Consider the following 24,853-nt stretch of genomic DNA (forward strand, 5'->3'; position numbering starts at 1 on the left):
CCCGTCAGCGGCCCGCGGCGTCCAGCAGGGCGTCCTCGGTCTCGGCGTCCCGGTCGCGCCGGCGCGACCGCGGTCGGCGTGTCGGCGCGGCATCCTCATCGTCCCGGCGGTGCGCCCGCTCGGTGCGGATGACGTAGCCGATGAAGACGAACCCCATGACGGCGAACAGGATCCACTGGATCGCGTACGACAGATGCGGGCCGGGGTCCTCGGACGGGCTCTCGAGCGGCTGCGGCCGGGTCCCGGGGGCCGGATCCTCGCTGACCAGCAGGCCGTAGGCGCCGAGTTCCAGCGTCTGTCGGATGTCGCCGCCGATCTCGTCGGCGACCAGCGGCAGGTTGATGGTCGGGACCTGTCCCTCGGGTGCCGACCGGCCCGAGCGCGGAACGGGCTCGCCCGGCTGCAGCCGCGCGACGACGGTGACCTCACCGGAGGGGGCCGCGGGGACGGCGTCGGGCTCGGGGCCCTCTCCGGGCGGCACCCAGCCCCGGTTGATCAGGAGGACCCGGCCGTCGCCGGTGCGGAAGGGCACGAGGACCTCGAAGGCGCTGGACCCGCCGTGCGCGCGGTTCCGCACGAGCAGCTGCTCCTCGGGCAGATACGACCCGGTCATCACGACCGGGCGCCACTGGTCGCCCGGATCGAAGCCGGATTCCAGCAGCTCCGCCACCGGCACGGCCGGCGCGTCGTAGTTCTGCGCGACGAGGTCGAGCTGGGCGGAACGCTCCTCGTTCCTGGCGAACTGCCAGTTCGCCAGGAACGCGCACGCCACGGCGAACACCGCCGCGAGCGCGAGATAGATCGCCCACCGGCCGGCGGCGGGCAGGTCCTGCATGCTGACGGCGCGCCTGCTCATCGCGGATCCGTCTCGGGGAGGGGCACCACGGTGACGGGGAAGCTCCGAGCGGCGAGATGATCGCGCAGGTGGTCGCGGTGCTCGTCGCAGGCCGCCCAGCTCTTGCGGCGATCGGGGGAGTGGATGCGCGGGTTGCGCCAATCGATCCGCCAGCGCGCGACGCGGCGGCAGCCGGCGCGCGAGCACTCCGGCGGCGGGGGCGTGTCGCTCATCCGGCCCGATCCGCCGGAGGCTTGGACGGCGACTCGCCGATGCGGATCACGCGCACGTCCGCCGCGGCGGGGGGCAGCGGTGAGGTGGGCGCGGCGGGCAGCGCCCGCTCCGGGCTGATGGCCTCGGTGCTGCGGACATCCTCGCCGACATTGGCCGAGACCACGGCGATGTAGGGCAGCAGCACCGCGGCGGCGCCGAGCACCCACGTGTGCCAGCCGTAGGGCGTGATGACGACCATGAGGATGAAGCACAGCACGCGGACGGCCATCATGACCAGATACCGGCGCGAGCGCGCGTTCGCCTCCTCGCGCGGCGAACGCGGCAGGGAGGTCGCCGATTGGGCGTTGTGCGGACTCTTCACGGTGATTCCAGGGTACGCCGCCGCGCGTGGGGCGGCGCCGCCTGGAAGCACCGGATTTCAGCTGAAAGAGGTGTCGCGGACGGTGGTGAGGAACGCCGGCAGCACGGCGAACAGCAGCAGCAGTCCGAGCACGGCGAGTCCGATGCCGACCCAGCCGAGGATCGTCCCGGCGAGCGCGAGCCCGCGTCCGCCTTCGCCGGACTGCTTGATCTGCGACAGGCCCATGTGGCCGGTGATCACCCCCACGATCGAGCCGATGAAGGGGACCACGACGAGTCCGGCGATCGAGGCGATGAGCGACACGATCGGCAGGGTGTTGGTCTTCACGGCCTGGCCGTATCCGGCGTACGCGGGCGCCTGGCCGTAGGGGGTCGGAGCCTGGTAGGACCCCGGGGCGCCGTAGGCGGGCGGAGCCTGGTAGGCCGGCGGGGCCTGCGGTGCGGCGGGCGGGGGATAGGCCGACGGCGGGGGATACGCGCTCGGTGCGGCCGGGTTCGAGGGCTCGGCGGACTGCCCGCCGGGGGTGTTGTCGCTCACGCGCTTGCCTTTCTCGCAGGATCCACCCTCAGCGTTCCAGCGGGGCGGGGCGGGTGTCAAACGGCGCGCCGATAGGCTGGAGCCGTTTCGTCACGAACCCGGGAGCACCTCTATGTCCACCCCACGCGTCGTCCTGGTCACCGGAGGCAATCGCGGCATCGGCCGTGCCATCGCCGAGCGCTTCGTCGCGGAGGGCCACCGCGTGGCCGTGACCGCGCGCTCGGGTGAAGGGCCCGAGGGCACCCTCACGGTCCGCTGCGACGTCACCGACGCCGCCGCCGTCGACGCCGCCTTCGCCGAGGTGGAGCGCGAGCTGGGTCCTGTGGAGGTCGTGGTCGCCAACGCGGGCGTCACGAAGGACACCCTGCTGCTGCGGATGACCGAGGAGGACTTCGACTCCGTCGTCGCCACCAACCTCGGCGGCGCCTTCCGCGTCGTCAAGCGGGCGAGCAAGGGGATGCTGCGGGCACGGTGGGGCCGCGTGATCCTCATCTCGAGCGTGGTCGGGCTGTACGGTTCGGCCGGCCAGATCAACTACGCAGCATCCAAGAGCGGCCTGGTCGGGTTCGCACGGTCCCTCACGCGGGAACTCGGCGGCCGGGGCATCACCGCGAACGTCGTCGCGCCGGGCTTCATCGAGACCGACATGACCGCGGCGCTCCCCGAGGACACCCAGGCCGAGTACAAGCGGAACATCCCCGCGGGGCGCTTCGCCTCGGCCGACGAGGTCGCCGGTGTCGTCACCTGGATCGCCTCGGACGACGCCGCGTACATCTCGGGTGCCGTCATCCCCGTCGACGGCGGCCTGGGCATGGGGCACTGAGGACTGCTCAGGGCAGCAGCGGAACGACCTCGGCGAGATCCACGGGCCCGATGACCACGTCCGCGCGCGAGCGGACCGCGGGCTTGGCGTTGAAGGCGACGCCCAGGCCCGCCGCGGCCATCATCTGAAGATCGTTCGCCCCGTCGCCGATCGCGATGGTCCGCGACATCGGCACGCCGTGCGCGTGCGCCCACTCCCGCAGCGCGGCGGCCTTGGCGGCCGCGTCGACGATGTCGCCCTCGACCGTGCCCGCCAGCATCCCGTCGCGCACGCGCAGCCGGTTCGCGCGCCACACGTCCACGCCCAGCGCGGGGGCGACGGTGTCGAGGATCTCGTGGAAGCCGCCCGAGACCACGCCGACGACGCCGCCGCGCGCGTGGACCGCGGCGATCAGCTCGACGACGCCGGGGGTGGGATCGATACGCGAGAGAACGCGTGAGAAGCGCTCCACCGGCACGCCCTCGAGGGCGGCCACGCGCGTGCGCAGGCTCGCGGCGAAGTCCACCTCGCCGCGCATCGCCGCCTCGGTCGCCGCGGCCACCTCTGCGCCGCGGCCGGCCTCGTCGGCGATCAGCTCGATCACCTCGTTGCGGATGAGGGTGGAATCGGCGTCCAGGACGACCAGCAGGCGCGCGGGCGAGGGCATCCCCCTACCGTACTGCGCGCCCGCCGCACGGGCGGGCGCGCAGCACGCTCAGCGCTCGACGCGGATGCCCTTGCCGACGACGGTGATCCCGGAATCGGTGACCGTGAAGCCCCGCGCGATGTCCCGCTCGCGGTCGACGCCGACGGTGGCCCCGTCGGCGAGCACGACGTGCTTGTCGAGGATCGCCCGGTGGATGCGCGCGCCGGCGCCCACGTGCACGTGATCGAACAGCACCGAGTCCGTGATGGTCGACCCGCCGCCGGCCAGCGTCCACGGGCCCACGACGCTGCGCTCGAGATGCGTGCCCGACAGCACCGACCCAAGCGACACGACCGAGTCGATGGCGTTGCCGATGCGCCCCACCGAGTCGCGGACGAACTTCGCCGGCGGGGAGTTGACCGCCTGCGAGTGGATCGGCCACTGCATGTTGTACAGGTTGAAGATCGGCAGCGTCGAGATCAGGTCGCGGTGGGCGTCGAAGAAGGAGTCGATCGTTCCCACGTCGCGCCAGTAGTACCGGTCGCGATCGGTCGAGCCGGGGACGTCGTTGCGCTTCATGTCGTACACGCCGGCCTCGCCGCGCCCGACGAAATAGGGGACGATGTCGCCGCCCATGTCGTGATTCGACGCCGGCAGCTCGCCGTCCGCCTCGACCGCCTCGATGAGGGCGTCGGTGTCGAAGATGTAGTTGCCCATCGAGGCCAGGACCTCGCCGGGCGAATCCGCAAGACCGTTCGGGCTCTGCGGCTTCTCCAGGAACTCGCGGATCCTCGAGGGGTCCTCGGGGTCGACGTCGATGACGCCGAACTGATTGGCCAGCGCCAGCGGCTGCCGGATGCCGGCGACCGTCGCGCGCGCCCCCGACTCGATGTGGGCGGCCAGCATCTGGCGGAAGTCCATGCGGTACACGTGGTCGGCGCCGATGACGATGACGATGTCGGGCTGCTCGTCGTTGATGAGGTTCAGCGACTGCAGGATCGCGTCGGCGGAGCCCGAGAACCATCGCTTGCCCAGCCGCTGCTGGGCGGGGACCGAGGCGACATAGGAGTCCAGCAGCGCCGACATCCGCCAGGTCTGCGAGACGTGGCGGTCCAGACTGTGGGACTTGTACTGCGTCAGCACGACGATCTGTCTCAGCCCCGAGTTGATCAGGTTCGAGATCGCGAAGTCGATCAGGCGGTACTGGCCCCCGAACGGGACGGCGGGCTTCGCGCGATCCGCGGTGAGCGGCATCAGTCGCTTGCCCTCGCCGCCGGCGAGGATGATTCCGAAGACCTTCGGCGCTGCAGGCATGGCACCCACCCTAGGACGCGATCGGCACTGTGTACCAGCGGCGCGTTGTACTAGCGTCAGGCGCATGCGGGTCGACATCATCTCCAAGGAGTACCCCCCCGAGGTCTACGGCGGTGCCGGCGTCCACGTGGCGGAGCTCGTCAAGGCGCTTCGCGCCACCATCGACGTCCAGGTGCGCGCTTTCGGCGCGCCGCGGGACGAGGCGGGGACGACCGCCTACGGGGTTCCGGCCGAGCTAGGGGGCGCCAACGGCGCCATCCAGACGCTCGGCACCGATCTGGCGATCGTGACGGACGTGGCCGGTGCCGACGTCGTGCACAGCCACACCTGGTACGCGAACTTCGCCGGGCATCTCGCCTCGCTGCTGCACGGCATCCCGCACATCGTCACCGCGCACAGCCTCGAGCCGCTGCGCCCCTGGAAGGCCGAGCAGCTCGGCGGCGGGTACGCGGTGTCGAGCTACATCGAGAAGACCGCCTACGAGGGCGCGGCGGCGATCGTCGCGGTGAGCGAGGGCATGCGCGCGGACATCCTGCGCAGCTATCCGGCCCTGGACGCCGACAAGGTGCGCGTGATCTACAACGGCATCGACACCGAGGCCTGGGGCCCCACCGAGGACCCCGCCTTCCTGGCTGAGGCGGGCATCGACCCGGACCGCCCCTCGATCGTGTTCGTCGGGCGGATAACCCGGCAGAAGGGGCTGCCCTACCTGCTGCGGGCGGCCGAGCAGCTGCCGCCCGAGGTGCAGCTGGTCCTGTGCGCCGGCGCGCCGGACACGCCCGAGATCATGGCCGAGGTCGAGGGCCTCGTGCGCGGTCTGCAGCAGACCCGTCAGGGTGTCGTGTGGATCGACCGGGTCCTGCCCCGGCGCGAGCTGTGCACGATCCTGACGGCGGCGACCACCTTCGTCTGCCCGTCGGTGTACGAGCCGCTCGGCATCGTGAACCTCGAGGCGATGGCGTGCGGCGCCGCGGTCGTGGGGACCGGCACCGGCGGCATCCCCGAGGTGGTCCTCGACGGCGAGACCGGGCGCATCGTGCCGATCGACCAGGTCCAGGACGGCACCGGCACCCCCACCGACCCCGACCGGTTCGTGGCCGACCTGGCGCGCGTGCTGACCGAGGTCGCCACCGATCGCGAGACCGCGCGGCGGTACGGCGAGGCCGGTCGCCGGCGCGCCATCGAGGACTTCAGCTGGACGCGGATCGCCGAGCAGACGGCCGCGCTGTACACGGAGGTGGCCGCCGCCGGCCGATAGGCTAGAGCCCATGCCGCAGGTGCTCGAGTTCTCCGACGTCGTCGTCCGCAGGAACGCCCGGGACATCGTCGACCACCTGCAGTGGTCGGTCGCCGATGACCAGCGGTGGGTGATCCTCGGACCCAACGGCGCCGGCAAGACCACGCTCCTGCAGCTGGCGGCGACGCTCATCCATCCGACCTCGGGTGTGGTGTCGGTGCTGGGCGAGCAGCTGGGCCGGACCGACGTGTTCGAGCTGCGCCCCCGCATCGGTTTCGCCTCGACGGCCATGGCGCGGCGCGTGCCGCCCGAGGAGACGGTGCTCAACGTCGTCCTGACCGCGGCCTACTCGGTGCTCGGCCGCTGGCGCGAGACGTACGAGGACATCGACGAGCGACGCGCGCTGCGGGTGCTGGCGGAGTGGAGTCTGGACCACCTGGCCGACCGCACCTTCGGCACCCTCAGCGACGGCGAGCAGAAGCGCGTCCAGATCGCGCGCGCGGTCATGACCGACCCCGAGATGCTGTTGCTGGACGAGCCCACCGCGAGCCTCGACCTGGGCGCGCGCGAGGAGCTGCTGAGCCTGCTCGGCGGGTACGCCCAGGCGCCGACGACGCCCGCGATGATCATGGTCACCCACCACGTGGAGGAGATCCCCGTGGGGTTCACGCACGTCCTGCTGCTCCGCGACGGCCGGGCCGTCGCCGCCGGTCCGCTGGCCGAGACCCTGACCGCCGAGGCCCTCACCGATACCTTCGGGGCGCCGATCGCGCTCACCGAGGACGGCGGGCGCTACGCCGCCCGCGCGGCGCGCTGAGCCGGTCCGTGCGGGTGGGCTCACGGGCCTGGTAAGATCGACCCTTGGTGCATTCGCACCGCAGACTTTGACCGTCCTGGCAAAATCCAGGACACCACTTTCAAAGGACTTCCCATGAAGACTGACATCCACCCCGAGTACAAGGCCGTCGTTTTCCGCGACCTCGGCTCCGGCGAGACCTTCCTCACGCGCTCGACCGTCTCGAGCGACAAGACGATCGAGCTCGACGGCGTCGAGTACCCCGTCATCGACGTCGAGATCTCGTCCGCCTCGCACCCGTTCTACACGGGCAAGCAGCGCATCATGGACTCGGCCGGTCGCGTCGAGAAGTTCAACCAGCGCTTCAAGAACTTCGGTTCCAAGTAAGCCGGACCGACGAAGGGCCCCGCTGCGGCGGGGCCCTTCGTCGTGCCCGGCCGCTCACCGGATCGGCCAGCTGCCGTCCACGTGGCCGTCGGGGTCGAGCCGGCCGATCCTCACGAAGTACTCCGTCAGGCTCGCCGCCTGCTCGCGCGCCCATCCGATCTGGCGGGTGTGGAGCTCGGCGGCCGTCGCCGGAAGCCACGCGGCGTAGCGCTGCGCGAGCGCCTGCGCCACCCGCCCGGCGGCCACGGCATCCGCCGACGCCGCGTGGGCCTCGTCGAGTCGCACGCGGTAGTGCTCGGCGACCACGCTGAGCGTGCGCTTGCCGCGCCGCCACCGGTCGTAGGCCTTGTCGAGCACGAGCGGATCGATCACCGCCGCGGGCGCCGCGATCGGGTCCACGCCGTGGCGGAGCGCCTCGTTCTTGAGCAGCGAGAAGTCGTAGGCCGCGTTGTAGGCCACCACGGGGATGCCGGAATCGAGCAGACCGCGAAGCGCCCCGACCACCTCGGCGACGACCGTGCCCGCCGGTCGCCCCTCGGCTCGGGCCTGCTCGGTCGTGATGCCGTGCACGGCGGTCGCCGCCTCGGGGATGGGGATGCCGGGGTCCGCCGTCCAGTCGCGAGCGTCGATGACCGAGCCGCCGGCGTCGAGGAGCCCGACGTGGGCGGTGACGATGCGGTCGCGCGCGACGTCGACGCCGGTGGTCTCGAGGTCGAAGACCCCGATGACCTGCATCCACGCCGGTGGTTCGAACAGGGCGAGCGGCTGCGGCTGCCAGGGGTCCATCCCGTCACAGTACGAACACCCGCCGACATCGCCCGGCCGACCCTCCGTAGACGGTCAGGTGCGGCGAATAGACTTCCCGGGTGCCCACGAACCCCTACGCAGACATGCTGGCGGGCATCCCCGTCGAGCGGCGCGAAGCGCAGGTCCTCGGCGGCCTGACGGCGTACTGGGTCTACGGCGACGACGACGCCACGACGACGATCGTCGCGGTGCACGGCTTCCGCGGCGAGCACCACGGCCTCGAGCCGGTGGTGGCACACCTGCCCGGCATCCGGGTCGTGATGCCCGACCTTCCCGGCTTCGGCGAGACGCCGCCGCTGCCCGGCCGGCGTCACGATCTCGAGGCCTACGCGCGGTGGCTGAGCGAGTTCGCCGCCGAGGTGGCGCCCGGCGCCGTGATCCTCGGGCACTCGTTCGGCTCCATCGTGGCCGCGGCCTCGGTGGCCGAGGGGCTGGCGACGCCCGGCCTCGTGCTCGTCAACCCCATCGGCGCCCCCGCGCTCGAGGGGCCGCGGGGCATCATGACCCGCCTGGCGATCCTCTACTACACCGTCGCCGCCCGCCTTCCCGCCCGGGCCGGGGACGCGCTCCTGCGCAATCGAGCGATCGTGCGGGTGATGAGCGAGACCATGGCGAAGACGCGCGACCGCGGGCTGCGCTCCTTCGTGCACGACCAGCACGACACGTACTTCTCCCGGTTCGCCGACCGCGACGTGCTGCACGACGCCTTCGTCACATCGGTCTCGCACGACGTGCGCGCCTTCGCCCCCCGGATCGCCGTCCCGACGCTCCTCGTGGCCGCCGTGCGGGACGACATCACCCCGATCGAGAAGGAGCGGGAGCTCGCGCGCCTGTTCGACGACGTGCGACTGGTCGAGATCCCCGACGTGGGGCACCTCATCCACTACGAGACCCCCGCACCCGCGGCGCAGGCGATCGAGGGGTTCCTCGCCGAGCTCAGCCGGCGCTGACGTCCTCGGCCGCCTTGCGCCGGCGGTAGGCGTTGACGTGCATGCGGTTGCCGCAGTTGCCGGTGTCGCAGTACCGCTTCGAGCGGTTCTTGGAGTAGTCGATGTAGACGCTCAGGCAGTCGTCGGCCGCGCACACCCGCACGCGTTCGTACTCGTCGGCGCGGATCACGTCGACGAACGCCATCGCCGCCTCGACGAGGATGCGGGTCGCGAGCGGGGCGTCGGGGGGCGTGGCGTGGATGTGCCAGTCGAAGTCGTCGTGGATGACGAGCTGGGGGAGGGCGGCGCCGTCGCGCAGCATGCCGTTGACCAGAGGGACCGCGCCGGCGCGGTCGACGAGCCAGAGCTGCCGCAGCCGCGGCCGGATGCCGCGCAGCGCGTCGAGTTCGGCCCGGTCGCGGGAGATGCGGCCGGAGTACGGGTGCGAGCGCAGGTAGCGCGTGAGGTCGTCGAGGTCGGCGAGGGTGTCGGTGCCGGCGGTGTCGGTGGCCGGCAGGGTGTTGACCAGGTCGACCGTCGCCGCCAGGGCGTCGCGGGTGTCACGAATGAAAACCATGTTGACCCCTGACACTACCAGCCGCTAATGTCACGAGTGTAAAAGCATTTTGCTCCTGACGCACCCTGCTCCTGACCAGTTCGACACCCCGGGACCGCCGTGACTGCATCCGCCCTCTCCGCACTCGCGCCGGCCCCGACGCGCCACCGCTCGACCGGTCTGATCCTCGCCGTCGCCTCGGCACTGGCGTTCTCGTCGAGCGGTCCTCTGGTCAAGCCCCTGCTCGAAGCCGGCTGGTCGCTGGGCGCCGCCCTCACCGTGCGCATGGGCGTCGCCGGGCTCATCCTCGCCCCGGCGCTGATCCGGGCGCTGCGCCACGAGCGCGGGTTCCTGCGCCGGCACGGCGCCCTCATCGCCGGCTTCGGGCTCACCGGGGTCATGGGCTGCCAGCTGTTCTTCTTCTCGGCGATGCAGCGGATGCCGGTGGCGGTGGCCCTGCTGATCCAGTACGTCGCGCCGGTGCTCATCGTCATCTGGGTGTGGGTGCGCACCCGCCGTCGCCCCTCCCGCCTCGTCCTTCTCGGCACGGTCGTCGCGATGACGGGTCTCGTCCTGGTCGTCGACATCTCGGGCGCCCGCTTCGACGCGCTCGGGACCGTGCTGGCGCTGTGCGCGGCCGTCTGCGCGGCGGCGTACTTCGTCATCTCGGAGCGCGCCGGCGACGACCTGCCGCCGCTCGCGCTGGCCGCCGGCGGACTCCTCCTCGGCGCGGTCGTCATGGTCGTCCTCGGACTCACGGGGATCCTGCCCTTCCGCGCACCCGCCGTGTCGATCGAGGTGGCCGGGGTCACCGTGCCGTGGTTCGTGCCGCTGCTGTGGGTCGCGATGGCCTCGACCGCCGTCGGCTACGCGTTCGGCGTGATGGCGGTGCCGCGCATCGGCTCGCGTCTGGCGTCCTTCGTCGGATTGTCGGAGGTGCTGTTCGCGCTCGGGTTCGCATGGCTGCTGCTGGGCGAGACGCCCGGTGCGGTGCAGTTCGTCGGCGGTGCGCTGGTGCTGGCCGGCGTCGTGGCGGTGCGTCTGGATGCCGATGTCACGGGCGCGACGGCGGCTCCCGCCGTGCCAGTTCCATGAGCGGGACGACGCGATGGGCGATGACCTCGCCCATGACCAGCGAGGTCTCGGTGCGCTCGACGCCTTCGATGGCGAGGATGCGGGCATCCGTGTCGAAGAGATGCTGCGTGTCGCGGCACGCCACCCGGATGAGCAGATCGACCTGACCGCTCAGGCCGTGCGCCTGGACGATCTCGGGCACGCGCTCGAGCTGCTCGGTGATGCGCGGTAGTTCCGCCTGGCGCACCGTGACGCTGATGAACGCCTCGATCGGGTAGCCGAGCGCCGCTGACGAGATCGCCCGCTCGTACGACAGGAAGACGCCGGAGCGGTCGAGGCGGGACATGCGCGCCTGGACGGTGTTGCGCGATAGTCCGAGCCGTTCGGCGAGGGCGACGACGGTCGCGCGGGGGTCGTCCGCGAGGGCGGTCAGCAGCTCGAGGTCGACGTGGTCGAGTGCGCTCATAGTGCTAAACGATAGCACGCTGTATACCGCGCCTGATTGTCAACATGCTCAAGCGCGAGCCGGATGCTTGAGCCACATGCCCGATCGACGTATCGTCGGCACTGTCGGCGAGGACGCCGACGATCCACCCTGGAGCGCCCCACGAAGGTGCCTCCCGGAAGAGAGGGATGACGATGGCGCACACCCTGACACCGACCGCCGATCTCGCGACCGACACCGACGACGTCGCACGGCTGGTCAGCCCCGACGGCGAGCGACTCGCCGACCCCGACCTCGACCGCTGGGTCGCCGACGTCGACGCCGACATGATGCGCGCGCTGTACCGCGACATGGCGCTGGTGCGCCGCATCGACGCCGAGGGCGTCGCGTTGCAGCGTCAGGGCCAGCTGGGCCTGTGGGCCCCCTGCCGCGGGCAGGAGGGCGTGCAGGTCGGCACCGCGCACGGCCTGCGCGCGGACGACTTCGCCTTCCCCAGCTACCGCGAGATCGGCGTGAACTTCGTGCGCGGTGCCAAACCCGCCGACTTCGTGCTGGCGTGGCGCGGCGAGGAGCACTCGACCTACAACCCCTACGACATCAACACCGCCACCCCGCAGATCATCATCGGCGCCCAGTCGCTGCACGCGGTGGGATACGCGATGGGCATCCAGCGCGACGGCACCGACCAGGTCTCCGCCGCGTACTTCGGCGACGGCGCCTCGAGCCAGGGCGACGTGAACGAGGCCATGGTCTTCGCCTCGTCGTTCCGGGCTCCCGTGGTGTTCGTGTGCACGAACAACCAGTGGGCGATCTCGGAGCCGGTCACCGTGCAGGCGAAGTTCCCGATCGCCGGCCGCGCCCCGGGCTTCGGCATCCCGAGCCTGCGCGTGGACGGCAACGACGTGCTCGCCTGCCTCGCGGCGATGCGGTGGGCGGTGCAGAACGCCCGTCGCGGGGGAGGACCGGCCTTCATCGAGGCGGTCACCTACCGCATGGGGCCCCACACGACGTCGGACGACCCCACCCGCTACCGGGACGCCGCCGAGGTCGAGCGCTGGAAGGAGCGCGACCCGCTGGCCCGTGTCGAGGCGCTGCTGCGCGCCGAGGGCGAGTTCGACGACGCCTTCGCCGCCGATGTGGCCGCCGACGCCGACCGTCTGGCCGCCGAGGTCCGCGCCTCGGCGATCGGAGCGCGGTCGCGACCGCCGATCGGCGTCCTGGACCACGTCTACGCCGAGCCCCACTCCGGCCTCGACGAGCAGCGCCGCTGGTTCGGGGCCTACCTGGACGGCTTCGCCGACGACGACAGCGTGAAGGAGCAGGGACGATGACGCAGCTGACGATGGCCAAGGCCATCAACGAGGGACTGCGCCGGGCCATGGCCGACGACCCGAAGGTGCTGGTCATGGGTGAGGACATCGGCAAGCTCGGCGGGGTGTTCCGCATCACCGACGGCCTGCTGGGCGAGTTCGGCGCGAAGCGGGTCGTCGACACCCCGCTGGCCGAATCCGGGATCATGGGCACCGCTGTCGGGCTGGCCTTCCGCGGCTACCGGCCGGTGGTCGAGATCCAGTTCGACGGATTCGTCTACCCGGCGTTCGACCAGATCGTGTGCCAGGTGGCGAAGCTGCACTACCGCACGCGAGGAAACGTGAAGATGCCGCTCACGATCCGGATCCCGTGGGCGGGCGGGGTGGGTGCCGCCGAGCACCACTCCGAATCGCCCGAGGCGTACTTCGTGCACACCTCGGGGCTGCGCGTCGTCGCGGTCTCGAACCCGCAGGACGCCTTCGTCATGCTGCGCCAGGCGATCGCGTCGGACGATCCCGTGGTCTTCTTCGAGCCCAAGCGGCTCTATCACGCCAAGGGCGAGGTCGACCTCGACCTCGATCTGGCGGATGCCGCGCCGATGGGTCTCGCCCGCGTCGCGCGGCCGGGCTCCGACGTGACGCTGCTCACCTACGGCGCGCAGGTCGTGACGGCGCTGGACGCGGCCGCGGCCGCCGAGGACGAGGGCATCTCGATCGAGGTCATCGACCTCCGGTCGATCTCGCCGGTGGACTACCGGACGGTGACCGCCTCGGTGCGCAAGACCGGTCGCGTCGTGGTCACCCACGAAGCCGCCCGCGAGGCCGGGGTCGCCGCCGAGATCGTCGCCAGCGTCACCGAGCGCTGCTTCAACTACCTCGAATCCGCCCCCGCGCGGGTGACCGGGCACGACATCCCCTACCCGCCCGCCAAGCTCGAGAAGCATCACCTGCCGGATCTGGACCGCATCCTCGATGCCGTCGACCGGGTGCTCGACAAGCCCAACAGCCTGACGGGGGTGGACCTGTGATCGAGGACTTCCGACTGCCGGACCTCGGCGAGGGCCTGCCCGAGGCGGAGCTGGTGCAGTGGCTGGTCGCCGAGGGCGACGAGGTGGCCCTGAACCAGACGATCGCCGAGGTCGAGACGGCCAAGGCGGTCGTCGAACTGCCGTCACCGTACGCGGGGACCGTGACCACGCTGCACGCCGCCGCCGGCGACGTCATCGAGGTCGGCTCGGTGCTCATCTCGTTCGATCTCGGCGGTGACGCGGCTCCGGCCTCGAGCGACGAGCACGCGGCCGCGGCGCCCGCTGCTGCGCAGTCCGCCGCTGACGCCGCAGCAGGCCACGCCGCAGACGACGCAGCAGGCGACGATGCCGACGAGAAGGCGCAGCCGAACCTCGTCGGCTACGGCGCGGCCCCCCGCGGTGCGGCACGGCCCCGACGGCGTGCGCGCGCGACGTCGGCCGCCCCCGTCTCGGGGGTCGACACCGCCGTCCTCGAGGCGGCGCCGCACGATGCCGTCCACGCACCGGACCTGCTCGAGGACGCACCGCTGGAGCGGCCGCGGTCCACGCCGCCGGTGCGTGCGCTCGCGAAGAAGCTCGGCGTCGATCTGGCCCTGGTCGAGGCGACCGGGGCGACGGGGATCATCAGCCGTGACGACGTCGAGGCCTACGCCCGGCAGGTGGGCGCCGCGCCGGTCGCCCCGGCGGAGGCGGCGGCCGAGCCCGTCGCGTCGCCGGCCCGGGGCGTGACGCGAACGCCGATCCGCGGGGTGCGCAAGCACACCGCCGAGGCGATGGTCCGGAGCGCGTTCACGGCGCCGCATGTGACGACGTTCCTCACGGTGGACGTGACCGCGACGATGGACCTGATCGCGCAGCTCAAGGCGGACCGCTCCCTGGCCGAGCACCGCATCGGCATCCTGGCCGTCGCGGCCAAGGCCGTGAGCGCGTGCCTGCTGCGCCACCCCTCGCTCAACTCCCGCTGGGACGAGGCCGCGGGCGAGATCATCGAGTACGGCTACGTGAACCTCGGGATCGCCGCCGCCACGCCGCGCGGGCTGATCGTGCCGAACATCCGCGACGCGCACGCGATGACGCTGTCAGAGCTCGCCGACGCGATCGGCGAGCTCGCCCAGACCGCCCGGTCGGGCCGGACGGCGCCGGCGGACATGTCGGGCGGCACCTTCTCGATCACGAACGTCGGCGTCTTCGGCGTCGACGCCGGCACCCCGATCCTCAACCCGGGCGAGGCGGGCATCCTCGCGCTGGGTGCCGTGCGCCGGCAGCCGTGGGAGCACCGCGGCGAGATCGCGCTGCGCGACGTGATGACCCTGGCGCTGTCGTTCGACCACCGACTCGTCGACGGCGAGCAGGGAGCCCGCTTCCTGGCCGAGGTGGGTTCGATCCTGCGCGAGCCCGGGCGGGCGATGCTGGTGCGCTGACCGCGGGGGTGTGGGGGCGGGAGCCGCCCTCACACCCCGAGGGCGGCGAGCGCCATCGACTCCAGGATCGCCCGCGCGTCGCTGTCGGCGCCGGATCGGGCGGTGTGGGGTGTGGAGTTCATCAGGCCGAAGCAGGCGTGCGCGCGCACGCGCAGATCCTCGCGGGATCGGGTGGGATGCAGGGCGGCGAGCACGTCGATCCACGTCTCGACGTATTCGCGCTGCAGGCGGCGGACTGTCCGCCGGTCCTCGTCGCGGAGACGTGTGAGATCCCGGTCCTGCACGCGGATGACGTCGGAGTCCGCCAGGGCGAAGTCGACGTGGAACACCACGAGCGCACGCAGCCGGTCGGCGTCGGCGTCGTACTCGGCCGTCACCCCGCGCCCGCCGTCCCGCAGACGCTCGCTCACGCCGATGAGCAGGGCCCCCAGGAGCGCCTGCTTGTTGGCGAAGTGGCGGTACAGGGCGGGCCCGGACACGCCGACGGCGGCGCCCAGATCCTCCAGGCTCACGCCGCTGAAACCGCGCTCGGCGAACAGTCGCGAGGCCTCTCGCAGGATCGCCGCCTGACGCTCCGCCTTGGCCCGATCGCGCTCGGTCAGCCCACTTGTCATTTCAGTTAACCCTCGCTAACCTGGATGCTCAGTTAGTGAACACTAACCACTGTGATCGCGGCGCGACAACCGCCGTGATCCGATCGTGACGTCGATGGAGATGACATGAGCGTGCTGGTCAGCGCCGCGACACGCGATCCGCGGTTCGAGCAGGCCGAGAGCGGTCAGTCCGCGCTGGCCGCGGAGCTGCGGACCCGGCGCGCGCGTGCCGCCGAGGGCGGGCCGCCGGCAGCCCGCGAGCGGCATGTCGCGCGCGGCAAGATGCTGCCGCGCGACCGCATCGACCGGCTCCTGGACGAGGGCAGCCCCTTCCTCGAGATCGCGCCGCTGGCCGCCGACGGACTCTACGACGGCGAGGCGCCGGGCGCCGGTGTCATCGCCGGCATCGGCCTCGTCCACGGCCGGCACGTCCTGGTCATCTGCAACGACGCGACCGTCAAGGGCGGGACGTACTATCCGCTCACGGTAAAGAAGCACCTGCGGGCGCAGGAGATCGCCCGCGAGAACCGGCTTCCCTGCATCTACCTCGTCGACTCCGGCGGCGCCTTCCTGCCGCTGCAGGCCGAGGTCTTCCCCGACCGCGACCACTTCGGCCGCATCTTCTTCAACCAGGCCAGGCTCTCCGCCGACCGCATCCCGCAGATCGCGGCGGTCATGGGGTCCTGCACGGCGGGCGGCGCCTACGTGCCGGCGATGAGCGACGAGACCGTCATCGTGCGCGACCAGGGCACGATCTTCCTCGGCGGCCCACCGCTGGTGAAGGCCGCCATCGGCGAGGTCGTCACGGCCGAGGAGCTCGGCGGCGGCGAGCTGCACGCGCGCCGGTCCGGCGTCGTGGACCACCTCGCCGACGACGACGAGCACGCCCTCGAGATCGTCCGCGACATCGTCGCGACCCTCCCTCCCGCCGCCGCACCGGTGTGGCAGGTCGCCGACCCGCGGCCGCCTGCGGCGGATCCGGCGGAGCTGTACGGGGTCGTCCCCGTCGACGTCAACCAGCCCTACGACGTCCGCGAGGTCATCGCCCGGCTCGTGGACGACAGCGAGCTGCACGAGTTCAAGCGCGAGTACGGCGACACCCTCGTCACCGGCTTCGCCCGCATCCACGGGCATCCGGTGGGCATCGTCGCCAACAACGGCGTCCTCTTCGGCGAGTCGGCCCAGAAGGGCGCACACTTCATCGAGCTGTGCGACCAGCGCGGCGTGCCGCTGCTGTTCCTGCAGAACATCTCGGGCTTCATGGTGGGCCGCGATGCCGAGGCGGGCGGCATCGCCAAGGACGGCGCCAAGATGGTGACCGCCGTGGCCACCACCCGGGTGCCCAAGCTCACCGTCGTCATCGGCGGGTCCTTCGGCGCCGGCAACTACTCGATGTGCGGCCGGGCGTACTCGCCGCGGTTCCTGTGGACGTGGCCGGCCAGCCGCATCTCGGTGATGGGCGGTGCGCAGGCCGCCTCGGTCCTGGCCACCGTCAAGCGAGATCAGCTCGAGGCCCGCGGCGAGGAGTGGGCGGCCGCGGACCAGGCCGAGTTCGAGGCGCCGATCCGGGCCCGCTACGAAGAGCAGGGCAGCCCCTACTACGCCACCGCGCGCCTGTGGGACGACGGCATCCTCGATCCCGCCGACACCCGCGACGTCCTGGGGCTCGCGCTCGACGTCGTCTCGCGCACCCCCCTCCCCGAACCGCGCTTCGGCGTCTTCCGGATGTGATCGCATGACCGACCTGCTCTTCCACACCGTGCTCGTGGCCAACCGGGGCGAGATCGCGCGGCGCGTCATCCGGACGCTCCGACGCCTCGGCATCCGATCGATCGCCGTCTACAGCGACGCCGACGCCGGCGAGCCGCACGTCCGCGACGCCGACGCCGCCGTGCGGATCGGCCCGGCGGCGGCGGTGTCGTCGTACCTCGATGTCGACGCCGTCGTCGCCGCCGCCGTCGCGTCGGGTGCGCAGGCCGTCCACCCCGGCTACGGGTTCCTCTCCGAGAGCCCGGCGCTCGCGCGGGCGTGCCGCGCGGCGGGCCTGGCCTTCGTCGGGCCACCGGAGGCGGCGCTCGAGGTGATGGGGGACAAGATCCGTGCGAAGGAGCACGTCGCCTCGCACGGCGTGCCGACCGTCCCCGGCTTCAGCGCGGCGGGCATGACGGATGCCGAGATCGCCGCCGCCGCGGACGCCGCCGGCTACCCGCTGCTGGTGAAGCCCTCGGCAGGGGGCGGCGGCAAGGGCATGCAGGTGGTCCGGTCGGCGAACGAGCTCGGCGACGCCCTCGCCACGGCGCGACGCGTCGCCCGCGCGTCGTTCGGAGACGACACGCTGCTGCTGGAGCGTCTCATCGAGCGTCCCCGCCACATCGAGGTGCAAGTGCTCGCCGACGCGCACGACACCGTCGTCCACCTGGGGGAGCGGGAGTGCACGCTCCAGCGCCGCCACCAGAAGGTCATCGAGGAGGCGCCGTCGCCGGTCGTCTCGGCGGCCACGCGCGACCGGCTCGGGAAGGCGGCGTGCGCCGCTGCGCGGAGCGTCGACTACCGCGGCGCCGGGACGGTGGAGTTCCTGGTGTCGGGTGCGGCGCCGGACGACTTCTTCTTCATCGAGATGAACACCCGCCTGCAGGTCGAGCACCCCGTCACCGAGATGGTCACCGGGGTCGATCTCGTCGAGGAGCAGCTGCGGGCGGCCGCCGGCCTGGCGCTGTCCGAGCGGGCGTGCGCGATCGACCGCGGCGAGACGCCGCTCCACGGTCATGCCCTCGAGGCCCGGGTGTACGCCGAGACGCCCGCCCGCGGGTTCCTCCCCGCGACGGGCGACGTGCTGGCGTGGCGGGCGCCGGCGGGCGACGGCATCCGCGTCGAAGCGGGCGTCGCCACGGGGTCCCGCGTCGGCGCCGACTACGACCCCATGATCGCCAAGATCATCGCGTGGGGGCCCGACCGCCCGACGGCGCTGGAGCGCCTGGATGCCGCACTCGCCGGCACTGTGGTGCTCGGCGTCGACACCAACATCGCCTTCCTGCGCCGCCTGCTCGCCGACGAGGGCGTCCGCGACGGCGACATGGACACCGGCCTCATCGACCGGATGCCCGAGCCCGGGCACCCGGAGCCGTCGCCCGCCGCGCTGGCCGGAGCGGCCGCCGCCGACCCGCCCGCCCCCGCTCGCCCGGGGGCGTGGGGCGACGTGGCCCCCGGCTGGCGAGCGGGGCTGCCGGCGCGCGCCGCGCAGCGGTGGTTCGCCGACGACGCCGGCGCGGTCCGGATGGCCGAGGTCCCCGCCGAGCCGCCCGCCGCCGACGTCGCGCGGGACGCCGACGGCGCCGTCTGGGTGCATGTCGACGGCGCCGCCCATCGCCTGCAGCCGCTCAGCCGCCGGCAGGTCTTCGAGCTGAAGCGCCGCGGTGCCGCCGCCTCGGCCGGCGCCGTCGATCCGGATCTGCGCGCCCCCATGCCCGGCGCCGTCGTGGCAGTCCACGTCGCCGACGGCGACCGGGTCCGCGCCGGCGACCGGGTCGTCACGATCGAGGCGATGAAGATGGAGCACCCGGTCACCGCGCCGGCCGACGGCGTCGTGCGCGTGCGCGTCGTCCCCGGCGAGCAGGTGCGCCGGGACCAGACGCTCGCCCACCTCACGCTCGACGCGCCCGCCACCGAACCCGGTGCCGCGGCGTCCGCATCCTGAACCGAGGAGAACCATGGAACGCCAGAGTCTGTCGGGTTACGAGCTGGACGACACCGAGCGCGAGCTCGCCGCGATGGTGCGCGCCTTCGCCGACGAGGTCGTCGCGCCGGTGTCCTACGAGGCGGACCGCACGAAGACGCTGCCGCTGGACGTCGTCGCGCAGATGGGGGAGCTCGGCCTGTTCGGCCTGCCCTTCCCCGAGGAGGTGGGCGGTCAGGGCGGCGACTACTTCGCGCTGTGCCTGGTGGTCGAGGCGCTCGCCCGCGTCGACCAGTCCATCGCGATCACCCTCGAAGCCGGGGTGAGCCTGGGCGCGATGCCGATCCACCGCTTCGGCACCGACGCGCAGAAGGCCGAGCTGCTGCCCGACCTGCTCGAGGGTCGCGCCCTCGCCGGCTTCGGGCTCACCGAACCCGAGGCGGGCAGCGACGCCGGGGCGACCCGGACGACGGCGCGCCTGGACGGCGACGAGTGGGTCGTCAACGGGTCGAAGCAGTTCATCACCAACTCCGGTACCGACATCACGCGCTTCGTCACGGTGACGGCGGTGACCGGCAGCGGCGCCGACGGCCGCAAGGAGATCTCGACGATCATCGTCCCGAGCGGCACCCCCGGGTTCACCGTCGGGCCCGCGTACGACAAGGTCGGCTGGCACGCCTCGGACACCCATCCTCTCTCGTTCGACGACGTCCGCGTCCCCGCGGCCAACCTGCTGGGCGAGCGCGGGCGCGGGTTCGCCAACTTCCTGCACATCCTCGACGAGGGCCGCATCGCCATCGCCGCGCTGGGGGTGGGCGCGGCGGAGGGGTGCCTCGAGGCGGCCGTCGACTACGCCGCGTCGCGATCGGTCTTCGGGGCGCCGCTGTCGGGCAGGCAGGGCATCCAGTTCATGATCGCCCGGATGCGGGCGCGCGTGCACACCGCGAGGCTCGCGTGGCATCATGCCGCCCGCCTGCGCGATGCCGGCAAGCCCTTCAAAGAGGCGGCGGCCATTGCCAAGCTCGCCGCGAGCGACGCGGCCATGGACAACGCCCGCGACGCGACGCAGATCTTCGGCGGCAACGGCTTCATGAACGAGTACCCCGTCGCCCGCCACTACCGCGACTCGAAGATCCTCGAGATCGGCGAGGGCACGTCCGAGGTGCAGCTGCTGGTGATCTCGCGGGCGCTCGGGCTCGACGGGTAGCGTGACAGCGTGAGCGACATCGTCCAGCGCGGCCGCTACGTCGAGGAGCTGACCCCCGGCGACCGCTTCCTGCACCGCCCCGGCCGGACGGCGACCGAAGCCGACAACGTGCTGTTCTCGTCCCTGACCATGAACACGCAGGCGCTGCACCTCGACGCGGCCCACGCCGAGACGCAGCCCTTCGGCCAGCGGCTCATGAATTCCATGTGGACCCTCGCGACGATGGTCGGCGCTTCTGTCTCGCAGATCACGCAGGGGACCCTCGTGGCGCAGCTGGGCCTCAGCGACATCGCGTTTCCGGCGCCGCTCTTCCACGGAGACACGCTGTACACCGAGACCGAGATCGTCCAGACCCGCCTGTCCGCCTCGCGGCCGGGGCAGGGCATCGTGACGATGCGGCACACCGGCCGCAACCAGCGCGGCGAGGTCGTCGCCACGGCGACCCGGGTCGCGCTGATGTGGTGCCGGGATGCCGCACCCGCCGATGCCGCGTCCGCGGAGGCGGCCGGATGAGCGCGCCGTTCGAGCTCGGGCCGGCGATCCTCTTCTGCCCGGCCGACCGTCCCGACCGCTACCGCACCGCGGCGGAGCGGGCCGATGCGGTCATCCTCGACCTCGAGGACGCCGTCGCCCCCGGCGCCAAGGCCGCCGCCCGCGGCGCGCTCATCGAATCCGACCTCGACCCGGCGCGCGTCATCGTGCGGGTGAACCCCGTGGGGACCCCCGAGCACGAGGCCGACCTCGCCACCCTCTCGCAGACCGACTACCGCATGATCATGCTGGCCAAGGCCGAGTCCGCAAAGGCCGCCCGGCGCATCGACGGGCGCTTCGCGGTGGTCGCGCTGTGCGAGACGGCGCGGGGCGTCCTGGCGGCCGAGAAGCTCGCGGCGCTCGACAACGTCGTCGCCCTGATGTGGGGCGCCGAGGACCTCGTGGCCTCGCTCGGCGGCTTCTCCAGCCGCACGCCGACCGGCCGCTACCGCGACGTCGCGCGGACCGCCCGCTCGCGCGTGCTGCTGGCCGCCGGCGCGCACGGCAAGGCGGCGATCGATGCCGTGCACCTCGACATCGCCGACAGGAAGGGCCTGGCGCTCGAGGCGGCCGACGCCGCGGCATCCGGATTCCACGCCACCGCGTGCATCCACCCGGGTCAGGTCGACGTGATCCGCGAGGCCTACCGGCCCGACGAGGCGTCGCTCGCCTGGGCGCGGGGCGTCCTCGCCGCAGCCGAGGGACAGCGGGGGGTGTTCGTCCACGAGGGGCGCATGGTCGACGAGCCGGTGCTGCGGCACGCCCGCGCGCTGGTGGGCCGCGCGCGGTAGCCGGTCAGACGGGGGCGACCGCCGCGTACGAGCGCAGGCTGAGCCGGTCGCGCTCGTAGAGCACCTCGTGGGCCGAGCCGTTGGCGAGCCGCTCGCCGGGCAGCGGCAGCTCGCCGCCGGTGGCGTGCCCTATCACCTCTCGGATGAGGCCCCCGTGGGCGACGACGAGGAGGGTCGCCGGCGCGGGTGCGCTCAGCCGCCGCAGGTCGCGGACCACCTGCCGCAGGGCGCCGAGCGCGCGGCGCCGCAGCGCCTCGGGCTCCTCGGCGCCGGGCACGCCGCCGTGGAAGCTCGCGCCCCAGCGGGCGGTGAACTCGTCGATCCCCATACCCTCGGCCTCGCCGTAGGCGCGCTCCCGCAGCTGCGGGTACAGCCGCGGCGACGGCAGACCCAGCTCGCCGGCGATGATCTCGGCGGTCTCGCGGGCACGCGAGAGGTCGCTGGCGACGATCCCGACGCGGCCGGCACGGTCCAGGCGCTCCCGCAGCGCGGTCGCGGCGTCCCGCGCCTGCCGGCGGCCGGTGTCGTTGAGGGGGATGTCCGTCGCCCCCTGGATGCGCCGGTCGCGGTTCCAGTCGGTCTCGCCGTGGCGGATCAGGATGAGGCTCGTCACCCTTCGAGCCTACGTCCTGCCCGGCGCCGCCTCGCCCGCTGCCGCCTCGCCCTGCCGCCGCACGGTCGCCTCACGATGCCGGCAGGGCGTCCGCCAGCATCCCGAGCACTTCGCTCGTGCCCGCGTCGATCTTGACCGTCGCCCGCGCGTCGGCGCGGGTGGTGCCGCGGTTGACGATCACCACGGGCAGGCGCCGGCGACGCGCCCGCTCCAGCAGGCGGATGCCGGAATTGACCACCAGCGAGCTGCCGGCGATCACGAGCGCCTGGCTGGCCTGCACCAGCTGCTCGGCCTCGCGGAACTTCTCGAGCGGGATGTACTCCCCGAAGAAGACGACGTCGGGCTTGAGGACGCCGTCGCACACGCTGCACGCCGGCACCACGAACCCGTCGGTGCTCCGGGGGAGGACGTCGCCGTCCGGACCGAGCGCCACGGACTCCGGCACGGCGATCCACGGGTTCTCGGTCTCGACGCGGACCGCGAGGTCGCGCCGGTCGAACACCTGGCCGCAGCGCGTGCAGAAGACCCGCCGCATGGTGCCGTGGAGCTCCACGACGCGGCGGCTGCCGGCGCGCACGTGCAGGCCGTCGACGTTCTGGGTGATGACCCCGGTGGCGAGCCCCCGCTCCTCGAGGCGCGCGAGCGCGCGGTGCCCGAGATTGGGCTCCGCCGCGGCGAAGGTGCGCCACCCCAGATGACTGCCGACCCAGTACCGGCGCCGCGCGGCGTCGCTTCCGAGGAACTGCTCGACGGTCATGGGGGTGCGCACCGGTGCGCCCTTGCCGCGATAGTCGGGGATGCCGGAGTCTGTGGACACGCCGGCGCCGGTGAGCACCGCGATCCGCCGGCCGGCGAGGGCGTCGATCGCGCGCTGGACGGCGTCGGCGACGGCCGCGTCGTGCCCGGTCGCGAGCGCGGCCGGAGGCGATCCCGTGGACATCTGCCCCCTCTCGACCCTCCGAGTGTAGGCGTCGCGCTTTTCGGGCAGGTTACGGCTGGCAGAGTGGAGCGATGACGACGTCCCCCCAGTCGGTGACCGACGCCGGCGACCCGCGGCTGGCGGACTACCGCGACCTCACCGACGTGGCCTTGCGCCGCGTGCGCGAGCCGGCCGAGGGCCTGTACATCGCCGAGTCCGCCAAGGTGCTGCAGCGGGCCCTGCGGGCCGGTCACGTGCCGCGGTCCGTGCTCGTGCAAGAGAAGTGGCTGCCCGATGCCGAGCGGCTGCTGACCGGGCGCGACGTGCCGGTGTACGTCGTCAGCGCCGAGATCGCCGAGCAGCTCACCGGCTACGCCGTGCACCGCGGCGTGCTGGCCGCAATGCACCGTCCCGTCCTGCCCGAGCCGGCCGCGATCCTGGCGGGAGCGCGGACGGTGGTGGTGCTCGACGAGATCGTGGACCACACCAACGTCGGCGCCATCTTCCGCGCGGCGGCCGGACTCGGCGCCGACGCGGTCCTCATCGGCCCGCGGTGCGCCGACCCGCTGTACCGCCGCAGCGTCCGCGTGAGCATGGGGACGGTCTTCCAGGTGCCGTGGACCCGGCTCCCCGAGTGGCCCGCCGCGCGCGACGTGCTCGCCGCGGCGGGGTTCGAGCTGGCGGCCCTCGCGCTCGCCGACGACGCGGCGTCGCTGGCGGACTACTCCGCGCGGCGTCCCGAGCGCGTGGCGCTGCTGTTCGGTGCCGAGGGCGACGGGCTCTCGCGCGCGGCGCTGGCCGCCGCCGACGTCGTCGTGACCATCCCGATGGCCGGGGACGTGGACTCCCTCAACGTCGCCGCGGCCAGTGCCGTCGTCCTGTGGGAGCTGCGGGCGCGCTAGGGATCAGTCGCCGTCGCCGTCGCCGGCAGGCGCGTCCGACGGCGTGTCGATCGTCCGCAGCAGCACGGGGGAGACGTCCGGCCGCTTGGCGGTGATGTCGTCCCCGGACGACTGGTGGCGCAGCCGCCGCAGCACCCACGGCACGAAGTACTCGCGCGCCCACACCAGGTCGTGGGCCCGGGCCTGCCGCCACGTGCGCTGCGGCAGGACCCCCGGCTGCATCGGCTGCAGATCGTTGGGGACGTTGAGGGTGCGAAGCACCATGCGTGCCACCTCGTGATGACCGAGGGCGTTGAGGTGCAGCCGGTCGTCGTCGAAGAAGCGCGCGTCCTGGATCTCTTTCAGCGCCCACTGGTCGGCGACGATGCAGTCGTGCTTCTCGGCGATCGCCCGGATGTTCTCGTTGTAGATCGCGACCTTGCCGCGGATGCCGCGGAAGACGGGGGTGAAGTTCGTGTCGATGCCGGTGAACACCACGACGGTGGCGCCCTCCGAACCCAGCCGCACGACGGCATCCTCGAACTGCTCAGCGACGGCGTCGGGGTCGGAGGACGGGCGGATGACGTCGTTGCCGCCCGCCGAGAACGTCACCAGGTCCGGCTTGAGCGCCAGCGCGGGCTCGACCTGCGTCTGGACGATCTGGCCGATCAGCTTGCCGCGGACGGCGAGGTTCGCGTACGCGAAATCGTCGACCGAGGACGAGAGCACCTCGGCCACGCGGTCGGCCCATCCGCGGTGACCGCCGGGCGACGAGGGCTCCGGGTCGCCGATGCCCTCGGTGAACGAGTCGCCGATCGCCACGTAGCGCCGCCACGGATGGGGCTGGGCGTTGGGGACGTACGGGGTGCGCGCGGATTCGCTCGTGGGCATTCTCTTCCTCGGTTCGTGACCTCTCCCCAGCCTAG

The 24,853-nt window shown here is 72.6% G+C and carries 28 protein-coding genes; 15 read left to right on the forward strand and 13 right to left on the reverse strand.

Features of this window, described 5'->3' with window-relative positions:
• Positions 1–4: 4 nt before the first annotated feature.
• The 4 genes from ACYVF4_RS00145 to ACYVF4_RS00160 are packed head-to-tail and all read right to left on the reverse strand — an operon-like array spanning position 5 to position 1,967.
• Positions 5–856 carry an SURF1 family cytochrome oxidase biogenesis protein gene (locus tag ACYVF4_RS00145; protein WP_460718565.1) on the reverse strand — a complete coding sequence of 284 codons (852 nt, stop codon included), beginning with the start codon at positions 854–856 and terminating at the stop codon, positions 5–7.
• Complete coding sequence (locus ACYVF4_RS00150; protein WP_460718567.1) at positions 853–1,068, reverse strand: hypothetical protein; 216 nt, start codon at positions 1,066–1,068, stop codon at positions 853–855. Before ACYVF4_RS00150 ends, ACYVF4_RS00145 begins: the two co-directional genes overlap by 4 nt.
• Positions 1,065–1,430 (reverse strand): DUF3099 domain-containing protein, encoded by a 366-nt coding sequence (locus tag ACYVF4_RS00155; RefSeq protein ID WP_460718569.1) that lies wholly within the window; start codon positions 1,428–1,430, stop codon positions 1,065–1,067. The genes ACYVF4_RS00150 and ACYVF4_RS00155 overlap by 4 nt, the downstream gene beginning before the upstream one ends.
• A gap of 57 nt (positions 1,431–1,487) precedes the next feature.
• A complete protein-coding gene (locus tag ACYVF4_RS00160) occupies positions 1,488–1,967 on the reverse strand; it encodes a DUF4190 domain-containing protein (RefSeq protein ID WP_460718571.1) in 480 nt (159 codons plus the stop codon).
• Positions 1,968–2,079: 112 nt separating this feature from the next.
• On the opposite strand from ACYVF4_RS00160, the gene fabG reads away from it, so the two are divergent.
• Positions 2,080–2,790, forward strand: coding sequence for a 3-oxoacyl-ACP reductase FabG (gene fabG, locus ACYVF4_RS00165; RefSeq protein WP_460718573.1), 711 nt, complete (start codon positions 2,080–2,082; stop codon positions 2,788–2,790).
• A 7-nt stretch (positions 2,791–2,797) separates the two neighbouring features.
• On the opposite strand, the gene serB is transcribed toward fabG, so the two are convergent.
• Positions 2,798–3,436: a phosphoserine phosphatase SerB gene (gene serB / locus ACYVF4_RS00170; RefSeq protein ID WP_460718575.1), complete on the reverse strand. Its 639-nt coding sequence runs from the start codon at positions 3,434–3,436 to the stop codon at positions 2,798–2,800.
• 48 nt (positions 3,437–3,484) lie between these two features.
• Positions 3,485–4,729, reverse strand: coding sequence for a glucose-1-phosphate adenylyltransferase (locus ACYVF4_RS00175; RefSeq protein ID WP_460718577.1), 1,245 nt, complete (start codon positions 4,727–4,729; stop codon positions 3,485–3,487).
• A 64-nt stretch (positions 4,730–4,793) separates the two neighbouring features.
• Between ACYVF4_RS00175 and glgA the strand changes: the two genes are divergently transcribed.
• The 3 genes from glgA (at position 4,794) to ACYVF4_RS00190 (ending at position 7,149) form a co-directional block, all read left to right on the forward strand.
• The gene (gene glgA / locus ACYVF4_RS00180) at positions 4,794–5,987 is read left to right on the forward strand and encodes a glycogen synthase (RefSeq protein WP_460718579.1); all 1,194 of its coding nucleotides are present in this window, start codon (positions 4,794–4,796) and stop codon (positions 5,985–5,987) included.
• Between the two features lie 10 nt (positions 5,988–5,997).
• Positions 5,998–6,783 (forward strand): ABC transporter ATP-binding protein, encoded by a 786-nt coding sequence (locus tag ACYVF4_RS00185; protein ID WP_460718581.1) that lies wholly within the window; start codon positions 5,998–6,000, stop codon positions 6,781–6,783.
• 114 nt (positions 6,784–6,897) lie between these two features.
• On the forward strand, positions 6,898–7,149 hold the full coding sequence (locus ACYVF4_RS00190; RefSeq protein WP_360136335.1) for a type B 50S ribosomal protein L31: 252 nt from the start codon (positions 6,898–6,900) through the stop codon (positions 7,147–7,149).
• Between the two features lie 54 nt (positions 7,150–7,203).
• Here ACYVF4_RS00190 and ACYVF4_RS00195 read toward each other — a convergent pair whose 3' ends face one another.
• Positions 7,204–7,935, reverse strand: a complete 732-nt coding sequence (locus tag ACYVF4_RS00195) for an exonuclease domain-containing protein (protein ID WP_460718584.1) — start codon at positions 7,933–7,935, stop codon at positions 7,204–7,206.
• A 104-nt stretch (positions 7,936–8,039) separates the two neighbouring features.
• Between ACYVF4_RS00195 and ACYVF4_RS00200 the strand changes: the two genes are divergently transcribed.
• Positions 8,040–8,906: an alpha/beta fold hydrolase gene (locus ACYVF4_RS00200; protein ID WP_460720693.1), complete on the forward strand. Its 867-nt coding sequence runs from the start codon at positions 8,040–8,042 to the stop codon at positions 8,904–8,906.
• Here ACYVF4_RS00200 and ACYVF4_RS00205 read toward each other — a convergent pair.
• Entirely contained in the window at positions 8,893–9,462 is a 570-nt protein-coding gene (locus ACYVF4_RS00205; RefSeq protein ID WP_460718586.1) for a CGNR zinc finger domain-containing protein, read from the reverse strand. The two genes, ACYVF4_RS00200 and ACYVF4_RS00205, sit on opposite strands and share 14 nt — an antisense overlap.
• Before the next feature lie 99 nt (positions 9,463–9,561).
• Here ACYVF4_RS00205 and ACYVF4_RS00210 point away from each other — a divergent pair, with 99 nt between their 5' ends.
• The gene (locus ACYVF4_RS00210; RefSeq protein WP_460718588.1) at positions 9,562–10,536 is read left to right on the forward strand and encodes an EamA family transporter; all 975 of its coding nucleotides are present in this window, start codon (positions 9,562–9,564) and stop codon (positions 10,534–10,536) included.
• Here ACYVF4_RS00210 and ACYVF4_RS00215 read toward each other — a convergent pair.
• The gene (locus ACYVF4_RS00215) at positions 10,496–10,981 is read right to left on the reverse strand and encodes an Lrp/AsnC family transcriptional regulator (RefSeq protein ID WP_460718590.1); all 486 of its coding nucleotides are present in this window, start codon (positions 10,979–10,981) and stop codon (positions 10,496–10,498) included. The genes ACYVF4_RS00210 and ACYVF4_RS00215 overlap by 41 nt on opposite strands.
• A 167-nt stretch (positions 10,982–11,148) precedes the next feature.
• On the opposite strand from ACYVF4_RS00215, the gene pdhA reads away from it, so the two are divergent.
• The 3 genes from pdhA to ACYVF4_RS00230 are packed head-to-tail and all read left to right on the forward strand — an operon-like array spanning position 11,149 to position 14,719.
• Positions 11,149–12,291 carry a pyruvate dehydrogenase (acetyl-transferring) E1 component subunit alpha gene (gene pdhA, locus ACYVF4_RS00220; protein ID WP_460718592.1) on the forward strand — a complete coding sequence of 381 codons (1,143 nt, stop codon included), beginning with the start codon at positions 11,149–11,151 and terminating at the stop codon, positions 12,289–12,291.
• On the forward strand, positions 12,288–13,298 hold the full coding sequence (locus ACYVF4_RS00225) for an alpha-ketoacid dehydrogenase subunit beta (RefSeq protein ID WP_460718594.1): 1,011 nt from the start codon (positions 12,288–12,290) through the stop codon (positions 13,296–13,298). Before pdhA ends, ACYVF4_RS00225 begins: the two co-directional genes overlap by 4 nt.
• On the forward strand, positions 13,295–14,719 hold the full coding sequence (locus ACYVF4_RS00230; RefSeq protein ID WP_460718596.1) for a dihydrolipoamide acetyltransferase family protein: 1,425 nt from the start codon (positions 13,295–13,297) through the stop codon (positions 14,717–14,719). Before ACYVF4_RS00225 ends, ACYVF4_RS00230 begins: the two co-directional genes overlap by 4 nt.
• 29 nt (positions 14,720–14,748) lie before the next feature.
• Here ACYVF4_RS00230 and ACYVF4_RS00235 read toward each other — a convergent pair whose 3' ends face one another.
• Positions 14,749–15,333 carry an SACE_7040 family transcriptional regulator gene (locus ACYVF4_RS00235; RefSeq protein WP_460718598.1) on the reverse strand — a complete coding sequence of 195 codons (585 nt, stop codon included), beginning with the start codon at positions 15,331–15,333 and terminating at the stop codon, positions 14,749–14,751.
• A 105-nt stretch (positions 15,334–15,438) separates the two neighbouring features.
• Here ACYVF4_RS00235 and ACYVF4_RS00240 point away from each other — a divergent pair, with 105 nt between their 5' ends.
• The 5 genes from ACYVF4_RS00240 to ACYVF4_RS00260 are packed head-to-tail and all read left to right on the forward strand — an operon-like array spanning position 15,439 to position 21,514.
• Entirely contained in the window at positions 15,439–17,043 is a 1,605-nt protein-coding gene (locus ACYVF4_RS00240; RefSeq protein ID WP_460718600.1) for a carboxyl transferase domain-containing protein, read from the forward strand.
• Between the two features lie 4 nt (positions 17,044–17,047).
• A complete protein-coding gene (locus tag ACYVF4_RS00245; protein ID WP_460718602.1) occupies positions 17,048–19,006 on the forward strand; it encodes an acetyl/propionyl/methylcrotonyl-CoA carboxylase subunit alpha in 1,959 nt (652 codons plus the stop codon).
• 13 nt (positions 19,007–19,019) lie between these two features.
• Positions 19,020–20,192: an acyl-CoA dehydrogenase family protein gene (locus ACYVF4_RS00250; protein WP_460718604.1), complete on the forward strand. Its 1,173-nt coding sequence runs from the start codon at positions 19,020–19,022 to the stop codon at positions 20,190–20,192.
• A gap of 9 nt (positions 20,193–20,201) precedes the next feature.
• Positions 20,202–20,705 carry a MaoC family dehydratase gene (locus ACYVF4_RS00255; RefSeq protein WP_460718606.1) on the forward strand — a complete coding sequence of 168 codons (504 nt, stop codon included), beginning with the start codon at positions 20,202–20,204 and terminating at the stop codon, positions 20,703–20,705.
• Positions 20,702–21,514, forward strand: a complete 813-nt coding sequence (locus tag ACYVF4_RS00260; protein ID WP_460718608.1) for an HpcH/HpaI aldolase/citrate lyase family protein — start codon at positions 20,702–20,704, stop codon at positions 21,512–21,514. The genes ACYVF4_RS00255 and ACYVF4_RS00260 overlap by 4 nt, the downstream gene beginning before the upstream one ends.
• Positions 21,515–21,518: 4 nt before the next feature.
• On the opposite strand, the gene ACYVF4_RS00265 is transcribed toward ACYVF4_RS00260, so the two are convergent.
• Complete coding sequence (locus ACYVF4_RS00265; protein WP_460718610.1) at positions 21,519–22,127, reverse strand: histidine phosphatase family protein; 609 nt, start codon at positions 22,125–22,127, stop codon at positions 21,519–21,521.
• A 70-nt stretch (positions 22,128–22,197) separates the two neighbouring features.
• Positions 22,198–23,067: a Sir2 family NAD-dependent protein deacetylase gene (locus ACYVF4_RS00270; protein WP_460718612.1), complete on the reverse strand. Its 870-nt coding sequence runs from the start codon at positions 23,065–23,067 to the stop codon at positions 22,198–22,200.
• Between the two features lie 71 nt (positions 23,068–23,138).
• Here ACYVF4_RS00270 and ACYVF4_RS00275 point away from each other — a divergent pair, with 71 nt between their 5' ends.
• The gene (locus tag ACYVF4_RS00275; RefSeq protein WP_460718614.1) at positions 23,139–23,948 is read left to right on the forward strand and encodes a TrmH family RNA methyltransferase; all 810 of its coding nucleotides are present in this window, start codon (positions 23,139–23,141) and stop codon (positions 23,946–23,948) included.
• A 3-nt stretch (positions 23,949–23,951) separates the two neighbouring features.
• On the opposite strand, the gene ACYVF4_RS00280 is transcribed toward ACYVF4_RS00275, so the two are convergent.
• Positions 23,952–24,818 (reverse strand): SGNH/GDSL hydrolase family protein, encoded by an 867-nt coding sequence (locus ACYVF4_RS00280; protein WP_460718616.1) that lies wholly within the window; start codon positions 24,816–24,818, stop codon positions 23,952–23,954.
• Positions 24,819–24,853 lie beyond the last annotated feature (35 nt).

It is taken from the genome of Microbacterium aureliae (assembly GCF_054780155.1).